The sequence below is a fragment of the Ruegeria sp. YTSA219 genome, assembly GCF_059609985.1.
Map to the genome: position 1 here is coordinate 425,360 of NZ_JBXWMT010000002.1, position 15,713 is coordinate 441,072.

General features: G+C 61.8%; 15 protein-coding genes and 1 riboswitch. Of the genes, 13 read left to right on the forward strand and 2 right to left on the reverse strand.

The window, feature by feature from the left end:
• Positions 1 to 107: 107 nt before the first annotated feature.
• On the reverse strand, positions 108 to 971 hold the full coding sequence (locus AC2FFB_RS05125) for a hypothetical protein (RefSeq protein WP_496874606.1): 864 nt from the start codon (positions 969 to 971) through the stop codon (positions 108 to 110).
• 635 nt (positions 972 to 1,606) lie between these two features.
• Positions 1,607 to 1,813: riboswitch (cobalamin riboswitch) on the forward strand.
• A gap of 94 nt (positions 1,814 to 1,907) precedes the next feature.
• Here AC2FFB_RS05125 and AC2FFB_RS05130 point away from each other — a divergent pair.
• Genes AC2FFB_RS05130 through cobJ form a run of 7 tightly spaced genes read left to right on the forward strand, consistent with a single transcriptional unit; the run spans position 1,908 to position 9,864 of the window.
• The gene (locus AC2FFB_RS05130; protein WP_496688588.1) at positions 1,908 to 2,282 is read left to right on the forward strand and encodes a DUF1636 family protein; all 375 of its coding nucleotides are present in this window, start codon (positions 1,908 to 1,910) and stop codon (positions 2,280 to 2,282) included.
• A 2-nt stretch (positions 2,283 to 2,284) separates the two neighbouring features.
• On the forward strand, positions 2,285 to 3,340 hold the full coding sequence (gene cobW / locus AC2FFB_RS05135; RefSeq protein WP_142632900.1) for a cobalamin biosynthesis protein CobW: 1,056 nt from the start codon (positions 2,285 to 2,287) through the stop codon (positions 3,338 to 3,340).
• Positions 3,341 to 3,343: 3 nt separating this feature from the next.
• A complete protein-coding gene (gene cobN / locus AC2FFB_RS05140; protein ID WP_281994385.1) occupies positions 3,344 to 6,637 on the forward strand; it encodes a cobaltochelatase subunit CobN in 3,294 nt (1,097 codons plus the stop codon).
• Positions 6,634 to 7,761: a precorrin-3B synthase gene (gene cobG, locus AC2FFB_RS05145; protein ID WP_496874607.1), complete on the forward strand. Its 1,128-nt coding sequence runs from the start codon at positions 6,634 to 6,636 to the stop codon at positions 7,759 to 7,761. Before cobN ends, cobG begins: the two co-directional genes overlap by 4 nt.
• Entirely contained in the window at positions 7,761 to 8,390 is a 630-nt protein-coding gene (locus AC2FFB_RS05150; RefSeq protein ID WP_496874608.1) for a precorrin-8X methylmutase, read from the forward strand. The genes cobG and AC2FFB_RS05150 overlap by 1 nt, the downstream gene beginning before the upstream one ends.
• A complete protein-coding gene (locus AC2FFB_RS05155; RefSeq protein WP_496874609.1) occupies positions 8,387 to 9,115 on the forward strand; it encodes a precorrin-2 C(20)-methyltransferase in 729 nt (242 codons plus the stop codon). The genes AC2FFB_RS05150 and AC2FFB_RS05155 overlap by 4 nt, the downstream gene beginning before the upstream one ends.
• Entirely contained in the window at positions 9,112 to 9,864 is a 753-nt protein-coding gene (cobJ, locus tag AC2FFB_RS05160) for a precorrin-3B C(17)-methyltransferase (RefSeq protein ID WP_496713669.1), read from the forward strand. The genes AC2FFB_RS05155 and cobJ overlap by 4 nt, the downstream gene beginning before the upstream one ends.
• Here the strand turns inward: cobJ and AC2FFB_RS05165 are convergent.
• Positions 9,837 to 10,586, reverse strand: a complete 750-nt coding sequence (locus AC2FFB_RS05165; RefSeq protein WP_496713667.1) for a cobalt-precorrin-6A reductase — start codon at positions 10,584 to 10,586, stop codon at positions 9,837 to 9,839. The genes cobJ and AC2FFB_RS05165 overlap by 28 nt on opposite strands.
• Here AC2FFB_RS05165 and cbiE point away from each other — a divergent pair.
• The 6 genes from cbiE to cobF are packed head-to-tail and all read left to right on the forward strand — an operon-like array spanning position 10,585 to position 15,710.
• Positions 10,585 to 11,784 (forward strand): precorrin-6y C5,15-methyltransferase (decarboxylating) subunit CbiE, encoded by a 1,200-nt coding sequence (cbiE, locus tag AC2FFB_RS05170; protein ID WP_281994383.1) that lies wholly within the window; start codon positions 10,585 to 10,587, stop codon positions 11,782 to 11,784. The genes AC2FFB_RS05165 and cbiE overlap by 2 nt on opposite strands.
• Complete coding sequence (locus tag AC2FFB_RS05175; RefSeq protein WP_271948085.1) at positions 11,781 to 12,149, forward strand: cobalamin biosynthesis protein; 369 nt, start codon at positions 11,781 to 11,783, stop codon at positions 12,147 to 12,149. Before cbiE ends, AC2FFB_RS05175 begins: the two co-directional genes overlap by 4 nt.
• Positions 12,146 to 12,940, forward strand: a complete 795-nt coding sequence (cobM, locus tag AC2FFB_RS05180) for a precorrin-4 C(11)-methyltransferase (protein WP_496701444.1) — start codon at positions 12,146 to 12,148, stop codon at positions 12,938 to 12,940. The genes AC2FFB_RS05175 and cobM overlap by 4 nt, the downstream gene beginning before the upstream one ends.
• Entirely contained in the window at positions 12,927 to 14,249 is a 1,323-nt protein-coding gene (locus AC2FFB_RS05185; protein WP_496874610.1) for a cobyrinic acid a,c-diamide synthase CobB, read from the forward strand. The genes cobM and AC2FFB_RS05185 overlap by 14 nt, the downstream gene beginning before the upstream one ends.
• Positions 14,246 to 14,974, forward strand: a complete 729-nt coding sequence (gene cobA / locus AC2FFB_RS05190; protein WP_142632880.1) for a uroporphyrinogen-III C-methyltransferase — start codon at positions 14,246 to 14,248, stop codon at positions 14,972 to 14,974. Before AC2FFB_RS05185 ends, cobA begins: the two co-directional genes overlap by 4 nt.
• Entirely contained in the window at positions 14,967 to 15,710 is a 744-nt protein-coding gene (gene cobF / locus AC2FFB_RS05195; protein ID WP_496790406.1) for a precorrin-6A synthase (deacetylating), read from the forward strand. The genes cobA and cobF overlap by 8 nt, the downstream gene beginning before the upstream one ends.
• Positions 15,711 to 15,713 lie beyond the last annotated feature (3 nt).

A 15,713-nucleotide genomic window follows, 5' to 3' on the forward strand; every position in this document is an offset into this window, starting at 1 on the left:
TTTGCGAAACACAACTCAGTAAATCCATTGCACCCGCAGGCTCACTTCAACACACTCATACAACGCGTGTACTCGAGCGGAGCAACTGCGATGCTCTCCTTCGAAAGTCACGCCTGCAGCCTCGCCGCGCGCACTTGCTCAGGCGTTACCAGCTTTGACGCGATCAAGTCCTCGATCTGCCGGCTTGTGATGTGGCGGCATAGAGGATGGCACTCGTGGATCCATTCAGCGAGGCTGGCACGGCCTTTGGCTTCCGCCTCGCGCGCCTTCTCGCGGTCGGCCCGTATCTGGACCAGCCCCTTCTCCCACCGGCGCATCTTGAACCAGTTGTCCGAGAAACAGACCTTGCTGCGTGTGTAGCCTTCGCTTTCATTGGCATAGGCTTTGACCGCCTGCTTCAGGTCATCGGGCTTTACCCCGGCTTTCACGGCGGCTGCGATCTGGAGCAGACTGGTTCGCCGGTCTCGGATCCTGTCTTCGGGAAAGGCCGCTAAGATCTTCTCAGCTTCAAGATCTTCAACCTCCTCCGCCGCCTCGCGCCTGCGCGTAGGTGGTTTATGGATGGTTTTAGGATGGTTTGGGGTCCACCGTGAACCCCCTACCCCGTTCACAGTGGACCCCGTACCGGGTCCAGGCTGGACGGGGTTCACAGTGACCCCCGTCTCAATGTCGGGCTCTGCCGTGGGTTCGAGCGCGGCCACGCGCTCCAAAACGATGCGGTAAATGACGGTGTAGCCGTTCTTGCAGTGCCGCCGTCCTGTCTCGATCAAGATGCCTTCTCGGAGGAAGTCGATGATGGTGCGCTTGACCGTGCTCTCGCTCAGTTCCGTATGGCGTTGGATCGTCCCCTTGGAACACCAGATGCCCGAACCGTCATCGCTCGCCTTGTCGGCCAAGAACATGATGATCTGCTTGCGCGCGGCGCTACCAAAGCGGCGCTCGGCGCATTCGTTTGCGATGCGCCAGCTCATGGTCTCACCGCCAATTGGGTTGAGGTCAGACCGGAAATACCGTAGGTATGGAGACGGAAATATTCTTCTATGCCGTTGAGGTGGGTGGCCGCCCCCTCAGCGGTTTTTCTTTGCCTCTTCGCCAAAGCAGGAGCCTGTGAAAAACCGTTTACTTGGGCCTTATAACCTATTGAAAAGTGCCCCTGAACGAAACAAGTCCGTTTACAATTTTTCCCTTTTAAATCAACGGAATTTTCCGGATTGCAAATCCGTGTACACCGGTTCGATTCCGGTACTCGCCTCCAATACTTTCAAACAGTTGCTTCGCATTCGGCTTTTCGAGCCTGCGACATGCCGTCTCGCTACGGCAGTGCTCTGCTGAGTGAAGCTTGACACCGGATTGATCAGAAGGCGGTGAACTCACTGGCTCGGCCGGTAAATTTGACCGCTCTATCGAATCCACGCGATATGCCCTTTGAAGTAACGGGCCCGCGAATCCTTTCGTCTGGATATCTTCGAGGCGCAAAGCCCAAACTCGCCTGCCGTCATTTTGCATCTGACTGACCAAACATGCCGCTGACAGGCATTGGCAGGTCGCTTTTCCATTCTCGATGATTTCCGTGCGTCTGCCGCGCTTGACAAGCCCCCTGCCCGTGCCGCATGTCCCATCCGTTGGTGTCTGCACATGCAGATGAAAAGGGAATGCGTCAGCGGTCATCCGTCAAACGCAGCCGCCCCCGCGACCGTGACCGGAGAGGGTGCCCAAAGCCACTGGCCAGACAGGCCGGGAAGGCGGGACATCTGCCAGAGGCCAGCCTCTGACATCCGCAAGCCGGGAGACCTGCCAACATCCGAAGTTGAAACCGGACGGGGTGATCCGGTGTCGGGCCCATGTCGCAATACGTGGCCCGCATGAAACCCCGTCCCCCGCGAAGAGGATTTGGGGGGATGAGAGACATGACCGAGACCACACCTGTTGAACTGCTGGTGTGCACGACCTGCCGCCGCGGCCTGCCCGTCGAGAATGATGCAGATCGTCCTGGGGCGTTGCTGCACAAGGCGTTGGAGCAGGCAGAACTTCCTGATGGCGTCACTTTGAAGGCAGTAGAATGCCTTTCAAATTGCGATCAGGGCTGCTCGATTGTGCTGCGTGGCGGACCCGAACGTTGGACCTTTGTCTATGAGCATCTCGATGAAACCGATCATGTCGAGACCATTGTTGAAGGTGCGACCAAATATCTCGCGACCCAAGATGGCCTCGTTAAATGGCGCGAACGTCCTGAACATTTCCGCAAAAACTGTGCGGCCCGCATTCCCCCGATTGGAGCTTAGATATGAGCAATCTCGAAAAACTGCCCGTCACTGTGATCACCGGCTTTCTGGGCTCGGGAAAGACCACGCTGGTGCGTCATCTGATGCAGAACCCGCAGGGCAAGCGCCTGGCCATTGTGGTCAACGAGTTTGGAGATGTTGGCGTCGATGGCGATATCCTCAAATCCTGCGCGATCCCCGATTGCCCGGCGGAAAACATCATGGAATTGGCCAATGGATGCATCTGCTGCACCGTGGCAGATGATTTCATCCCGACCATCGAGGCGCTGATGGCGCTAGAGCCGCGCCCCGATCACATTCTGATCGAAACCTCTGGCTTGGCCCTGCCCAAGCCGCTGCTGAAAGCGTTCGACTGGCCGGATATCCGCTCGAAAATCACCGTGGATGGCGTAATTGCTCTGGCCGATGCCGAAGCTGTGGCCGCCGGTCGCTTTGCCCCGAATGTCGCTGCGGTGGATGCCCAGCGCCTGGCCGATGACTCGATTGATCACGAAACGCCGCTATCCGAGGTGTTCGAGGACCAGATCTCCTGCGCCGACATCATTCTGCTGACCAAGCCTGATCTTGCTGGCCCCGAGGGGGTCGCCAAGGCCAAGGAAATCATCGCGGCAGAGGCTCCGCGCCCGCTGCCCGTGGTCGAAGTGGCCGAAGGCGCTGTGGATGTACGTGTTGTGCTGGGGCTTGAGGCCGCTGCCGAAGATGACATGGAGGCACGTCCCAGCCATCACGATGGCCACCACGATCACGAGCATGATGATTTCGAAAGCATCATTGTCGAGCTGCCGGAACAGACCGATCCGGCCCAGCTGGTCGCCAATATCGAACGTCTGGCGAATGAACTGAACATCCTGCGGGTCAAAGGCTATGCCGCTGTTACCGGCAAACCCATGCGCCTTTTGGTGCAGGCAGTCGGGGCCCGTGTGCGTCATCAGTACGACCGCCCGTGGGAGCCAGGTGAAGAGCGTCGCTCGCGTCTGGTGGTCATCGCCGAGCATGACGACATCAAAGAGGCTGAAATCCGCGAAATCCTCGTGGGTGTGACCGAGGCTGCCGAGTAAACCATGCACGTCGTCTTCCGCGAAAGCCACGGGTTAGAGGAAACGGAGACCCCGACCGATCTGGGCCAGAGCCCGGCGGATCTGGTGGTGCTGTCCTTTTCCGACAGTGATCTTGGCGCTTTCGCGGCAGGCTGGCATCGTGGGGGTGGACCCGAAGGCCGGATGCCGACCCTGCGGCTGGCCAATCTAACGGCGCTGAAGCACCCGCTTTCTGTCGACACCTATGTCGAGCAGACGCTGGAGGGCGCCAAAGGCATTCTGATCCGCCTGATCGGTGGCGTGCCCTATTGGTCCTACGGATTGCAGCAGGTTCTGGCACTGGCCCACGCCAAAGGCATCGCTGTGGCAGTCCTGCCGGCGGATGGACGTGAAGATACGCGCCTGGATGACTATTCTACCCTGCCTGTTTCAACCCTGCGGCGGCTGGCGCATCTTTGCGACACAGGCGGTGAGGTCGCAGCGCAGGCTGCGCTGGCGCAAATGGCACTGGCCGCGGGGCTTTATTCTGGCCCAGTGATGGGGGCCAAGACGATCCCGGAATGTGGCGTATGGTGTCCGGATCGCGGTGTGATCCCGGCGGATACCGCATTCGCCGGTGATGCCAAGCGCATCCTCGTGACCTTCTATCGCGCCTATCTGACCTCGGCAGACACTGCCCCGGTCGCGGCCCTGATCCACCGTCTGCGTGCGCGTGGGTTTCAGGCTGTTGGCCTATTTGCGCCGTCGCTCAAAGCCCCTACCGCCGCTGACTGGCTGCGCGAACAGGTCGTAGCGCTGGCCCCCTCGGCAATCATCAACGCCACCTCCTTTTCGGGCAAAGGCGCCTCGGGAACGTCCCCGCTGGACGCCGCCAATGTGCCGGTATTTCAGGTCGCCTTGTCCACCGCACGCCGCAAGGCTTGGGTCGATGCGGAACGCGGGCTGTCCCCCGCCGACCTCGCAATGCATGTGGTCCTGCCCGAGGTGGATGGCCGCATTTCGGCGGGCATCGCTTCGTTCAAGGAACCGGGCAAGCGCGACCCGTATCTGGAATATTCCCGTTTTGCCCACCGCCCCGAGCCGGAACGGGTTGAGGCGATCATAGACCGGGTGGACGGCTGGCTGCGCCTAAGCGACAAACCCAAGCCAGATCAGGTTCCAGCGTTGGTGCTGTCGACTTATCCCGGCAAGGACTGGCAGATGGCCCATGCGGTTGGCCTGGATGCGTTGGCCTCGGCCGAGGCGATGCTGTCCGATCTGCAGGCTGAAGGCTATGATACAGCACCCGGCGAACCGATAGCCGAGACGCTTTTGGATGCGCGACTGGCTTGGCCGCTCGCGGCCTATCAGACCGCGCTGGCAGACTTGCCGGAACAGTTGCAAACGGATCTGCAATCCATTTGGGGCAAGCCTGAGGACGACCCGGTTTTTGCCGATGGTGCGTTCCACTTTACCGCCTTGAACCGGGGCAAGACACTGATCGCGCTGCAACCGGAACGCGGCACGCCCGAGCTGCGCGATGACGACTATCACGATCTTTCGCGCACCCCGCGCCACAGCTATGTTGCCTTCTATCTCTGGCTGCGTAAGGGGCATGGCGCGGACGCGCTGATCCATATCGGCGCGCATGGCACGTTGGAATGGCTGCCAGGCAAATCGGTCGCCCTGTCCCAAAACTGCTGGCCTGAGGCGTTGGTCCGAGATCTGCCGGTGATCTACCCCTTTATCGTGAATGACCCCGGCGAGGCCGCACAGGCCAAGCGCCGGATCGGCGCGGTTACACTGGGCCATATCCCGCCCCCGATGCGAACAAGTGACACGCCGGACCGTATGGTGCGGCTGGAATCCCTGCTGGACGAATTCTCGAACGCCGACGGGCTGGACCCCAAACGCCGCGACCGACTACAAGAAGACATACGGGATGAGGCGCAGGCCATTGGTCTGGAAAGCGATCTGGGTCTGGATCAGGCAACCTGTACCGCCGAAGCGATCACCCGTATCGACCGATTTGTCTGCGACATCAAAGAAAGCCAGTTCGGCGACGGCTTGCACGTCTTTGGCCGCGTCCCCGAAGTGACCGGCAATTTTGATGCCACGCCTTCAGCGCATGCGGAACGTCAATCACTTTTGGACGCACTGGCCGGGAAACGGATCGAGGCTGGCCCGTCTGGCTCACCCTATCGCGGGCGCTCGGACGTGCTGCCGACAGGGCGAAATCTTTACACCACCGATCCGCGTTCGGTTCCAACACGCGCGGCCTATACCCAAGGTGTCAAACTGGCCGAGGAACTAGTGCGACGGCATCTGCAGGAAGAAGGCGATTACCCCAAGGGGCTGATTGTCGACCTCTGGGGCTCGGCCACGATGCGCACTGCGGGTGAAGAATTCGCCATGGCGCTTCACCTACTGGGTGTGAAACCGGTTTGGGACAAGGGGTCGGAGCGGGTTTCCGGTATCGAGGTGCTGCCAATCACTGATCTCAGCCGTCCACGGCTAGACGTGACCTTGCGTGTCTCGGGCCTGTTCCGCGATGTATTCCCGACGCTTTCTGCGCTGTATGGCCAGGCAGTGCGAGCATTGTGTGAACGGGACGAGGCAGCAGACTGGAACCCATATGCCGGGCAGGCACCGGCCGCCCGTGTCTATGGCCCCGCCCCCGGCAGCTATGGCCTGAACATGACGCAGCTATCCGAAATCTATACGGACGAAGCGCGCGCACAGGCCGGTCAGGCTTGGCTGGATGCCAGTTCCTTTGCGCTTGAGGGCGAGCAAATTGCACGGGATGTCGATGGTATTACCCAACGCGTTGCCCACGCCGATAGCTTTGTTCACCTTCAGGACCTGACCGAAACCGATCTGCTGTTGGCCAATGACTATGCCACGCATGAGGCCGGTTTTGCCGCCGCCAAGAAAGTCACTGGCGGTACTGCGCAGCTGTACCATCTGGACAATACCAACCCAGACACCCCCCGCGCCCGAACCCTCTCTGAGGAAATCAGCCGCGTTGTCCACGCGCGCGCGGCTAATCCTGACTGGATCGCAGGAATGCAACGGCACGGATTCCGCGGCGCCGCCGAGATCGCGGCAACGCTGGATCATATGGCAAGCTTTGCCCATCTGTCGGGAACCGTTGCACCGCATCTGTTTGACATCTACCACGATGCCACACTGGGTAACGCCGAGGTTGATGCCTTTCTGCAAGAGAAGAACCCACAGGCGCATCAGGCCATGCAGGACCGGTTCCGTGCTCTGCTCGAGGCTGGCCTGTGGAACACGCGCCGAAACTCGATCCGAGCCGATCTGGAGGGGTTGGGATGAGTGCACCGATCGTTCAGGACTGGTGCCCCGGCGCCCATCGCCCGATGATGTCGGGGGACGGGTTGGTCGTGCGGGTTCGGCCGCGGCTGGCGCGCCTTGAGGCAGCGCAGATGTTAGGCCTGTGCGAACTTGCCGACCGGTTCGGCAATGGCACCATTGACCTGACCAACCGCGCCAATCTGCAACTGCGCGGTGTGGCCGAGGCCGATCACCAACCTTTGCTGGAAGAACTCGCTGCGCTGAACCTTTTGGATGCGGAACCGGGTATCGAGGTGCGGCGCAATATTCTGGTGACACCGCTCTACCAATCCGGCGATCTTACCGCACGACTGACGCAGGAACTGATCGACCGGTTGGGCGAATTGCCGTCGCTACCAGCCAAGTTTGGGTTTGCCATCGACACCGGACCAAATCGCCTGTTGGTCGGGGATTCCGCGGATATCCGGCTGGAGACAGGCCCCGAGGGGCTGATCCTACGCGCTGATGGGGCCGAAACAGGGCGTCGCGTGACCGAAAAAATCGCCATCGACCACCTGATCGCGCTGGCCGAATGGTTCGCGGATCACCACACTCCCGAGGCCCGGCGCATGGCCCGCGTGGTTGCGACACAGGATTTGCCGTCAGAATGCCAAGGCAGCGCACCGGGTGATGTTGGCGCTCTGCCTGAGCCGGGCATCGTGGAACTGGGTGCGTTTTACGGAGCCGCGTTCGGTCAGTTGCCAGCGCGCGGGCTTGCGGGGCTGATTGAGACCTGCGGTGCCTCTGCGCTGCGGGTCACCCCTTGGCGGCTGTTCCTGATGGAAGGCGGGGCGGCGATACCCGCCCCAGCGTTCGTCACCGATGGCACCGACCCGCTGATGACCACTGACGCCTGCCCCGGCGCCCCGCTCTGCCCGCAGGCGCAGGTGGAGACCCGCGATATCGCCCGCGCGCTTGCCTCGCGTATTCCCGGCCACTTGCATGTCTCGGGCTGTGCCAAAGGATGCGCGCGCATGGGACCAGCTGATGTCACCCTGGTCGGCCACGATGGTCGATTTGATCTTGTCAAACAAGGCCGCGCGGGAGATGAGCCAAACCTGCGCGGGTTAAGCCCCGAAACACTTATGACCATGGACTTCACCTGATGCCCTATGAATACGAAACCGACGGCGCGGCGATCTACAAACAAAGCTTTGCCACCATCCGGTCCGAGGCCGATCTGGCACGGTTCGACGCCGATGAGGAACAAGTCGCCGTCCGGATGATCCACGCGGCAGGTATGGTGGGGCTGGAAGAGTTCGTGCATTTCTCACCCGGTTTTGTGAGCTCAGCCCGTGCCGCGTTGGAAGACAGAGCACCGATCCTGTGCGACGCCCGCATGGTCAGCGAGGGTGTGACCCGGTTCCGCCTGCCCGCCGATAACGAGGTGATCTGCACCCTGCACGACGAACGTGTGCGTCTGCTGGCTGCCGAGATGAGCAACACCCGGTCCGCCGCTGCGCTGGAGTTGTGGCGCCCGCATCTGCAAGGCGCCGTGGTGGCCATCGGTAATGCGCCCACCGCCCTGTTCCACCTGCTGAACATGCTGGAAGACTCCGACTGCCCGCGCCCTGCGGCCATCATCGGCTGCCCGGTGGGCTTTGTCGGTGCGGTCGAATCTAAAGACGCTCTGTGGGAGGCGCAGCCTGTGCCGTCCTGCATCGTCAAGGGTCGCCTTGGTGGCAGCGCCATCACGGTCGCCGCGGTCAACGCCATCGCGAGCCGCGCCGAATGAACGTGGGCAAGATATACGGTGTCGGCCTCGGCCCCGGCGATCCGGACCTGATGAGCGTCAGGGCCGACCGCCTACTGCGCACTGCCCGCCACGTGGCCTTTTTCCGCAAACCGGGTCGCAGTGGTCAGGCCCGCAAGATCGTCAATGGCATGATCCCAGAAGGCGCGGTGGAATTCCCGATGGAATACCCCGTGACCACAGAAATTCCATTGAGTGATCCGCGGTACAATGAGCTGCTCTCGGCGTTTTATGAAGATTGTGCCGCGCATCTGAAGACACTGTCGGATCAGGGCGAAGACGTGGTGGTCCTGTGCGAGGGTGATCCGTTCTTCTACGGATCATTCATGCATCTTTACAATCGATTACGTAGCGAGGCTAAAGTTGAAGTCGTGCCTGCGATCACCGGTATGTCCGGCGCGTGGACCGCAACCGGCGACCCCATCACCTGGGGAGACGACGTATTGACCGTGCTGGTCGGCACATTGCCCGAAGACGATCTGGCCCACCGAATGGCCCAAACCGACGCGCTGGTGGTGATGAAGATCGGGCGCAATATCGACAAAGTGAAGCGGGCCCTGAAGACGGCCGGTTTGTATGACCGTGCTTGGATCGTGGAATACGCTCAGATGCCCAATCAACGCGTGTGCAAATTGTCGGAAAATTGCGAGGGGATCACTCCGTATTTCTCGATCATCATCGTTCACGGACAAGGGCGGCGGCCATGAGCGGTTGGGTCAAGATCGCAGGACTCGGGCCAGGAAACGAGGCTTTGGTGACGCCCGAAGTGACCGCTGCGCTGGCTGGGGCGACGGATGTCGTCGGCTACATTCCTTACGTCGCGCGCATCGCCGAACGCCCCGGCCTGACGCTGCATGCCAGCGACAACCGGGTTGAGATCGACCGCTCTCAGCATGCGTTGCAAATGGCGGCCGAAGGGAAGCGCGTAGTGGTCGTATCCTCGGGCGATCCGGGCGTATTTGCCATGGCAGCAGCGGTGTTCGAAGCGCTGGAAAACGGCCCCCGTGAATGGCGCGACCTACCGGTTGAAGTGCTGCCCGGGATCACTGCGATGCTTGCGGCCTCCGCCCGCGCTGGTGCCCCGCTGGGGCATGATTTCTGCACTATCAACCTGAGTGACAACCTCAAACCTTGGCCTCTGATTGAGAAGCGCCTGCGTCTGGCCGCGCAAGCGGATTTCGCGATGGCGTTTTACAACCCCCGCTCGAAATCCCGCCCCGAAGGCTTTGTCAAAACGCTGGAAATCCTGCGCGAAGAATGTGAACCCGAGCGGCTGATCCTGTTCGCCCGCGCTGTCAGCCGGGCGGATGAGGCAATCCGGATTTCGACATTGGTCGAGGCCACGCCTGATATGGCCGATATGCAGACCGTGGTGATCGTCGGCTCATCCTTAACCCGCGTGATAGAACGCGACGGCGATCCCATCGTCTATACGCCGAGGTTCACACCCGAATGAACCAGCCAGTCCAGAACCTGCGGAACGCTCGACAGTTCCAGCCGCTGCGGCAGGGCTGGACGGTCGATCATCAACACCGGTATGTCCAGCGCCCGCGCGGCGTCCAGCTTGGCGCGCGCGCCAGTACCGCCCGCGTTCTTGGATACCACCAGTTGCGTGCCGTGGCGCTGCATCAACGCCCGGTCATCAGCCTCGGCAAAGGGTCCGCGCGCCACGACAACCTCGCAATTCGGCAAGGGCAGGACATCGGGTTCATCCACCAGCCGCAACAGGTAATGGTTCTGGGGCTGGCTGACGAAATCTTCGAGATGCATGCGCCCGACCGCAAGAAACACGCGCTGCGGATTACCGGACAAAGCGGCCACCGCTGCGGCGATATCCGGGACGCGCAGCCAGGTGTCACCGGGCTGCGGTGCCCATTCGGGCCGTGTCAGCGCAACAAGTGGAATCTGCGCCGCATGGCAGGCCTCAATCGCGTTACGGCTCATCCCGGCAGCAAACGGGTGGGTCGCGTCGATAACGTGGCTTATGCTGTGGTCATGGATATATTTCACCAGCCCTTCGGCCCCACCGAACCCACCAACACGCACCGGCAGGGCTTGCGGGCGCGGGTTGTCCACGCGTCCTGCATAGGAGTAGGTCGCGGGAATACCCCGGTCGGCAATGGCTTTTGCCAGCGCGTTGGCCTCGGTCGTGCCGCCCAATATCAGGAGGTTGGACATGTCTGAAGCTCCGTGGCTGACCGTTTTGGGTTTGGGCGAAGATGGACTGGATGGCTTGCCCCCCGCAAGCCGTCAAGTGCTGGAACGCGCTGAAATCATCATGGGGCCACCGCGACACCTGTCCTTGGTTCCCGATTTCGGAGCCCAGCAGGTGGAATGGCCTGTGCCCTTTGCCGATGGTCTGCCGATCCTGACCGGTTTTCGCGGGCGATCAACCGTGGTTCTGGCCTCGGGTGATCCGTTCTGGTTCGGCGCCGGATCCGTGATCGCGCGGAATTTCGAAGCCGGGGAATGGGCCGCCCTACCCGGCCAATCCACTTTTTCGCTGGCCGCTGCGCGGTTGGGTTGGCCGCTGGAAAGCACGCAGACATTTGGTCTGCATGCAGCCCCGCTGACCCGCCTGCGCCCCCATCTGGCCCCCGGCCTGCGCGCGATTCTGCTATTGCGCGATGGCAAGGCCGTGACCGAGCTGGCCACCTATCTGACCGACACTGGTTTTGCCGACACACATCTGCACGTGATGGAGGCCTTGGGCGGCCCGCGTGAACGGGCGCGCAGTGTCTCGCTGACCGAGGCGCTGCTGGGTGGGTTCGATCACCCGGTATGCGTCGGGCTCGAGGTTGCTGGCGGCGGGCAGGCCTTGCCGCGCGCCTCTGGCAAGCCGGATGAGATTTTTGAGACCGATGGGCAGATAACCAAACGCCCTATCCGTGCGCTGACCCTATCGGCGCTGGCCCCGCAGCGGGACGAGCATCTGTGGGACATTGGCGGTGGCACCGGGTCAATCAGCATCGAATGGCTGATGTGTGATCCAACGCTCAGCGCCACAACGATCGAACCCCGCGAAGACCGCGCCGAGCGCATTCGCCGAAATGCCGACGCGCTGGGTCAAGACCGGCTGCAAGTCGTGCATGGCACAGCCCCGGATGCGCTGGACGGCCTGCCCCTACCCGATGTCGTGTTCATTGGCGGCGGGCTGAGCAGTGAGCTGTTGCAATGGCTGCATACAACCCTGCCCTCCGGCACGCGGCTGGTGGCCAACGCGGTGACGCTGGAGAGCGAAGCGCTGCTGGCGCAATGGCAGGATAAGCTGGGCGGTGAGCTGCTGCGGATCGAATTGGCACAGGCTTCGGCCCTGGGGCCACGGCGCGGTTGGAAATCGGCCTATCCGGTGGTGCAATGGAGCGTAACGTTATGATTGTCGCAGGCATCGGATTTTCCTCGACCGCTACGCTGGACAGCCTGCGCGCCGCCTATGATCAGGCGAGTGCCGGCCACGCTGTGGACGCGCTGGCCACAGTTGCCGACAAGGAAGGTCACGCCGCGCTGACAGATTTTGCCTCGACCATTGCCCTGCCGCTGCATTTCATTGCCCCCGCCGATCTGGCCGGGCAGCGCACCCTCACCTGCTCGACCCGCAGCCGCGCCACCTATGGCACCGGCAGCGTTGCCGAAGCGACCGCCCTTGCCGCCGCCGGACCTGGTGCGCGGCTGATCTCACCCCGACAGATTTCAGACGACCGGCTGGCCACCTGCGCCATCGCCATCGGAGGACAGACATGACCGTTCATTTCATTGGCGCCGGACCGGGCGCCGCCGACCTGCTGACCCTGCGCGGGCGCGATATCATCGCCGCTTGCCCGGTCTGCCTGTATGCGGGTTCGCTGGTGCCAGAGGAAATTCTGGACCATTGCCCCGACGACGCCAAGATCGTGAACACGGCGGCGATGGATCTGGACCAGATCATGGCCGAAATCGCAACCGCACATCAGGCCGGTCTGGATGTTGCGCGACTGCATTCCGGCGACCTGTCGGTCTGGTCCGCGATGGGCGAGCAGATCCGCCGCCTGAAAGAGCTGGGCATCCCGGTCAGCGTGACCCCTGGCGTGCCGTCTTTTGCCGCTGCGGCCGCATCACTGGGCACGGAACTGACCCTGCCCGGACTTGCGCAATCAGTGGTCCTGACCCGGACACCGGGACGCGCATCGTCGATGCCCGAGGGCGAGACGTTGGCGAATTTTGCGCGTACCGGGGCGACGCTGGCCATCCACCTGTCGATCGGCAATCTGGACACTGTTATCGCCGATCTGACCCCGGCCTATGGCGCCGAATGCCCGGTGGCCGTGGTCTACCGTGCCAGCTGGCCCGATGAGCGGATCATCCGTGCGACGCTGGCGACGCTGAAAGACGCGCTGGACGAGAGCATCTCACGCACAGCGCTGATCATGGTTGGCCCGGCACTGGCTGGTGAAGGGTTTGACGAAAGCTGCCTGTATTCTAAGGATTACGACCGCCGGTATCGCCCGCAAAGCGCGGACAGCCCTTGGTCAAGCTGGAGCCATGGTGATGACTAACCCTCCGGGCATTCTGATTTCGGCACCGTCTTCGGGGACTGGCAAGACCACCGTGATGCTGGGCCTGCTGCGTGCGCTGGCCGAGGATGGCCTGACCGTCCAACCATTCAAAAGCGGCCCTGACTATATCGACCCGGCCTTTCACCGGGCGGCGGCTGGGCGCGCCTCGTTCAATCTGGACAGCTGGGCGATGGGCGATCCTCTGCTGAACGCAATATCGGCACAGGCTGACGGCGCGGATATCGTCGTAGCCGAAGGATCGATGGGTCTGTTCGACGGTGTCGCCAAACCCGGTGAGATTGGCCATGGTTCTAGCGCGGAAACCGCGCAGCGTATGGGCTGGCCTGTGGTGTTGGTTCTGGATGTCGGCGGTCAGGCGCAATCAGCTGCAGCCACGGCGCTGGGGTTTCGGATGTACAACCCCGACCTGCCCTTTGCCGGGGTAATTTTGAACCGCTGCGCCAGCCCGCGCCACGAGCGTCTGACCCGGTTGGGTATGGAACGTGCAGGCCTGCCGGTTCTGGGCGTTCTGCCACGACGCGGAGACCTGACACTTCCCGAGCGGCACTTAGGTTTGATCCAGGCAGTGGAACATCCCGATCTGGAAAGCGCCATTGTCGGCTATGCTGCGTTCCTGCGTGAACATGTCGATCTGGAGGCGATCAAGCGGGCGGCTTCCTCAAGCCCAAATAGGCCATCGCCAGCCGTGCTGCCGCGCCCTCCGGCGCAGCGGATCGCACTGGCCCGGGATGCTGCGTTTTCGTTCACCTATCCGCATTTGCTGGAAGGCTGGCGCACGGCGGGTGCAGAAATCCTACCGTTTTCACCACTGGCGAATGAAGCCCCTGCCCCGGATGCCGATCTGGTCTGGCTGCCGGGTGGGTATCCCGAGTTGCACGCAGGCACATTGGCCGCCGCCAACACCTTCCAGACTGGGCTGCGCAAACATGCCGAGACAAGACCTGTGCATGGCGAATGCGGGGGCTACATGGCGCTGGGTCAGGCGTTGATCGACAAAGAGGGAGACCGGCACGAAATGGCGGGCCTTCTGGGCCTTGTGACCTCCTATGAAAAGCGCAAGTTCAACCTGGGTTATCGCAAGGCGGAATTATTGGCCCCAATGGCCGGATTTGCCGAAGGCACAGCGCTACGCGGGCATGAGTTCCACTATTCCTCGATCATCGAACAGCCTGACGCCCCGCTGGCGCGCGTGTTCGACGCCGAAGGCGCGGAAGGCCCGCAAACCGGATCGGTGCGAAACAATGTCACCGGGACATTCTTTCATCTGATCGCCGAGGCCTCGGCATGAGTGGTTTTGTGTCCTTCATCGGTTCAGGCCCCGGCGACCCGGAATTGCTGACACTGAAGGCGGTAGACAGGATGCAGAAAGCCGATGCGGTGCTGTTTGATGACCTCAGCAGTGGCCCGATCCTGAGCCACGCGCGTGAGGATGCTGATCTGGTTGGTGTCGGCAAACGCGCCGGGCGCCCCTCGCCCAAGCAGGATCACGTCAGCCGCTTGTTGGTCGAATATGCACAAACCGGTCAGCATGTTGTGCGGCTGAAATCCGGTGATGGCGGCATGTTCGGCCGGCTTGAAGAAGAACTGGTGGCCCTGCAAGAGGCCGGGATCGACTATGAAATCATCCCCGGCATCCCCTCGGCGGTAGCGGCGGCGGCAGCGGCGGGCATTCCGCTGACCCGGCGACTGACCGCGCGGCGCGTGCAATTCGTCACCGGCCACGATGTCAGTGGCAAACTGCCCGAAGATCTGAACCTGGCAGCACTGGCTGATCCACAGGCTACGACCGTCGTGTTTATGGGCAAGCGCACCTTTCCCCTTTTGGTTGGCGCCCTGCATTCCCACGGCCTACCGCTGGACACACCTGCTTTGATGGCCGAGTCCGTCTCGACCCCCGAGCAAAAACTGCAACGCTCGACCATCGGTGCCTTGTCGCAGCAGTTGGAAACCGAGATCGGCACCGCCCCGGCCCTGATCCTGTATGGACCTCTGGCAGAGTTCGAAAATGATTGACCTGACGCTGATCGGTATTGGCACCGGCAACCCGGATCATGTGACATTTCAAGGGGCGCAGGCGATCCGCTCGGCGGACCTGATCCTGATCCCCCGCAAGGGCGAAAACAAGGCCGATCTGGCAGGGCTGCGCGAGCAGATCATCGCTCAGGTCGCGGATACTCCTCCGCAAATCGCGTATTTCGACATTCCCAAACGCCGTGCCGATGATGGCTATTTACGCGGAGTGGACGAATGGCACGACGCGATTGCATTGCGCTGGCAGGAGGCCATCGCAGCCCACCCGAAGGCCCGCCATGTGGCGCTGCTGATCTGGGGGGATCCGTCGCTGTATGACAGTTCGCTGCGAATCGCGGCACGTTTGACCCCTCAGCCAGAAACACGGGTGATTCCCGGCATCACCGCGCTGCAAGCGCTGACGGCGGCCCATGCGATTCCGATCAACGAACTGGGCGCGCCCTATATCGTAACAACTGGTCGTCGCATCCGGGACGAAGGATGGCCGGATACCGCAGAAAACGTGGCGGTGATGCTAGATGGCGAATGTTCATTCCAAAACCTGGACATGCAAGACTTGGACATTTGGTGGGGCGCATATGTCGGCATGAAAGAGGAAATCCTGATCAAAGGCCCTTTGGCCGAGGTTGCGCAGCAGATTCTGGACCGCCGCGCCCTTGCCCGTGCCGACCATGGTTGGATCATGGATATTTATTTGCTGAAAAAGCGCATAATCTGACAC

What these genes read in the sequence shown, in the direction of transcription:
- AC2FFB_RS05125 (WP_496874606.1), bottom strand. Translation starts at nt 971, where the DNA reads ATGAGCTGGCGCATCGCAAACGAATGCGCCGAGCGCCGCTTTGGTAGC.
- AC2FFB_RS05130 (WP_496688588.1), top strand. Translation starts at nt 1,908, where the DNA reads ATGACCGAGACCACACCTGTTGAACTGCTGGTGTGCACGACCTGCCGC.
- cobW (WP_142632900.1), top strand. Translation starts at nt 2,285, where the DNA reads ATGAGCAATCTCGAAAAACTGCCCGTCACTGTGATCACCGGCTTTCTG.
- cobN (WP_281994385.1), top strand. Translation starts at nt 3,344, where the DNA reads ATGCACGTCGTCTTCCGCGAAAGCCACGGGTTAGAGGAAACGGAGACC.
- cobG (WP_496874607.1), top strand. Translation starts at nt 6,634, where the DNA reads ATGAGTGCACCGATCGTTCAGGACTGGTGCCCCGGCGCCCATCGCCCG.
- AC2FFB_RS05150 (WP_496874608.1), top strand. Translation starts at nt 7,761, where the DNA reads ATGCCCTATGAATACGAAACCGACGGCGCGGCGATCTACAAACAAAGC.
- AC2FFB_RS05155 (WP_496874609.1), top strand. Translation starts at nt 8,387, where the DNA reads ATGAACGTGGGCAAGATATACGGTGTCGGCCTCGGCCCCGGCGATCCG.
- cobJ (WP_496713669.1), top strand. Translation starts at nt 9,112, where the DNA reads ATGAGCGGTTGGGTCAAGATCGCAGGACTCGGGCCAGGAAACGAGGCT.
- cbiE (WP_281994383.1), top strand. Translation starts at nt 10,585, where the DNA reads ATGTCTGAAGCTCCGTGGCTGACCGTTTTGGGTTTGGGCGAAGATGGA.
- AC2FFB_RS05165 (WP_496713667.1), bottom strand. Translation starts at nt 10,586, where the DNA reads ATGTCCAACCTCCTGATATTGGGCGGCACGACCGAGGCCAACGCGCTG.
- AC2FFB_RS05175 (WP_271948085.1), top strand. Translation starts at nt 11,781, where the DNA reads ATGATTGTCGCAGGCATCGGATTTTCCTCGACCGCTACGCTGGACAGC.
- cobM (WP_496701444.1), top strand. Translation starts at nt 12,146, where the DNA reads ATGACCGTTCATTTCATTGGCGCCGGACCGGGCGCCGCCGACCTGCTG.
- AC2FFB_RS05185 (WP_496874610.1), top strand. Translation starts at nt 12,927, where the DNA reads ATGGTGATGACTAACCCTCCGGGCATTCTGATTTCGGCACCGTCTTCG.
- cobA (WP_142632880.1), top strand. Translation starts at nt 14,246, where the DNA reads ATGAGTGGTTTTGTGTCCTTCATCGGTTCAGGCCCCGGCGACCCGGAA.
- cobF (WP_496790406.1), top strand. Translation starts at nt 14,967, where the DNA reads ATGATTGACCTGACGCTGATCGGTATTGGCACCGGCAACCCGGATCAT.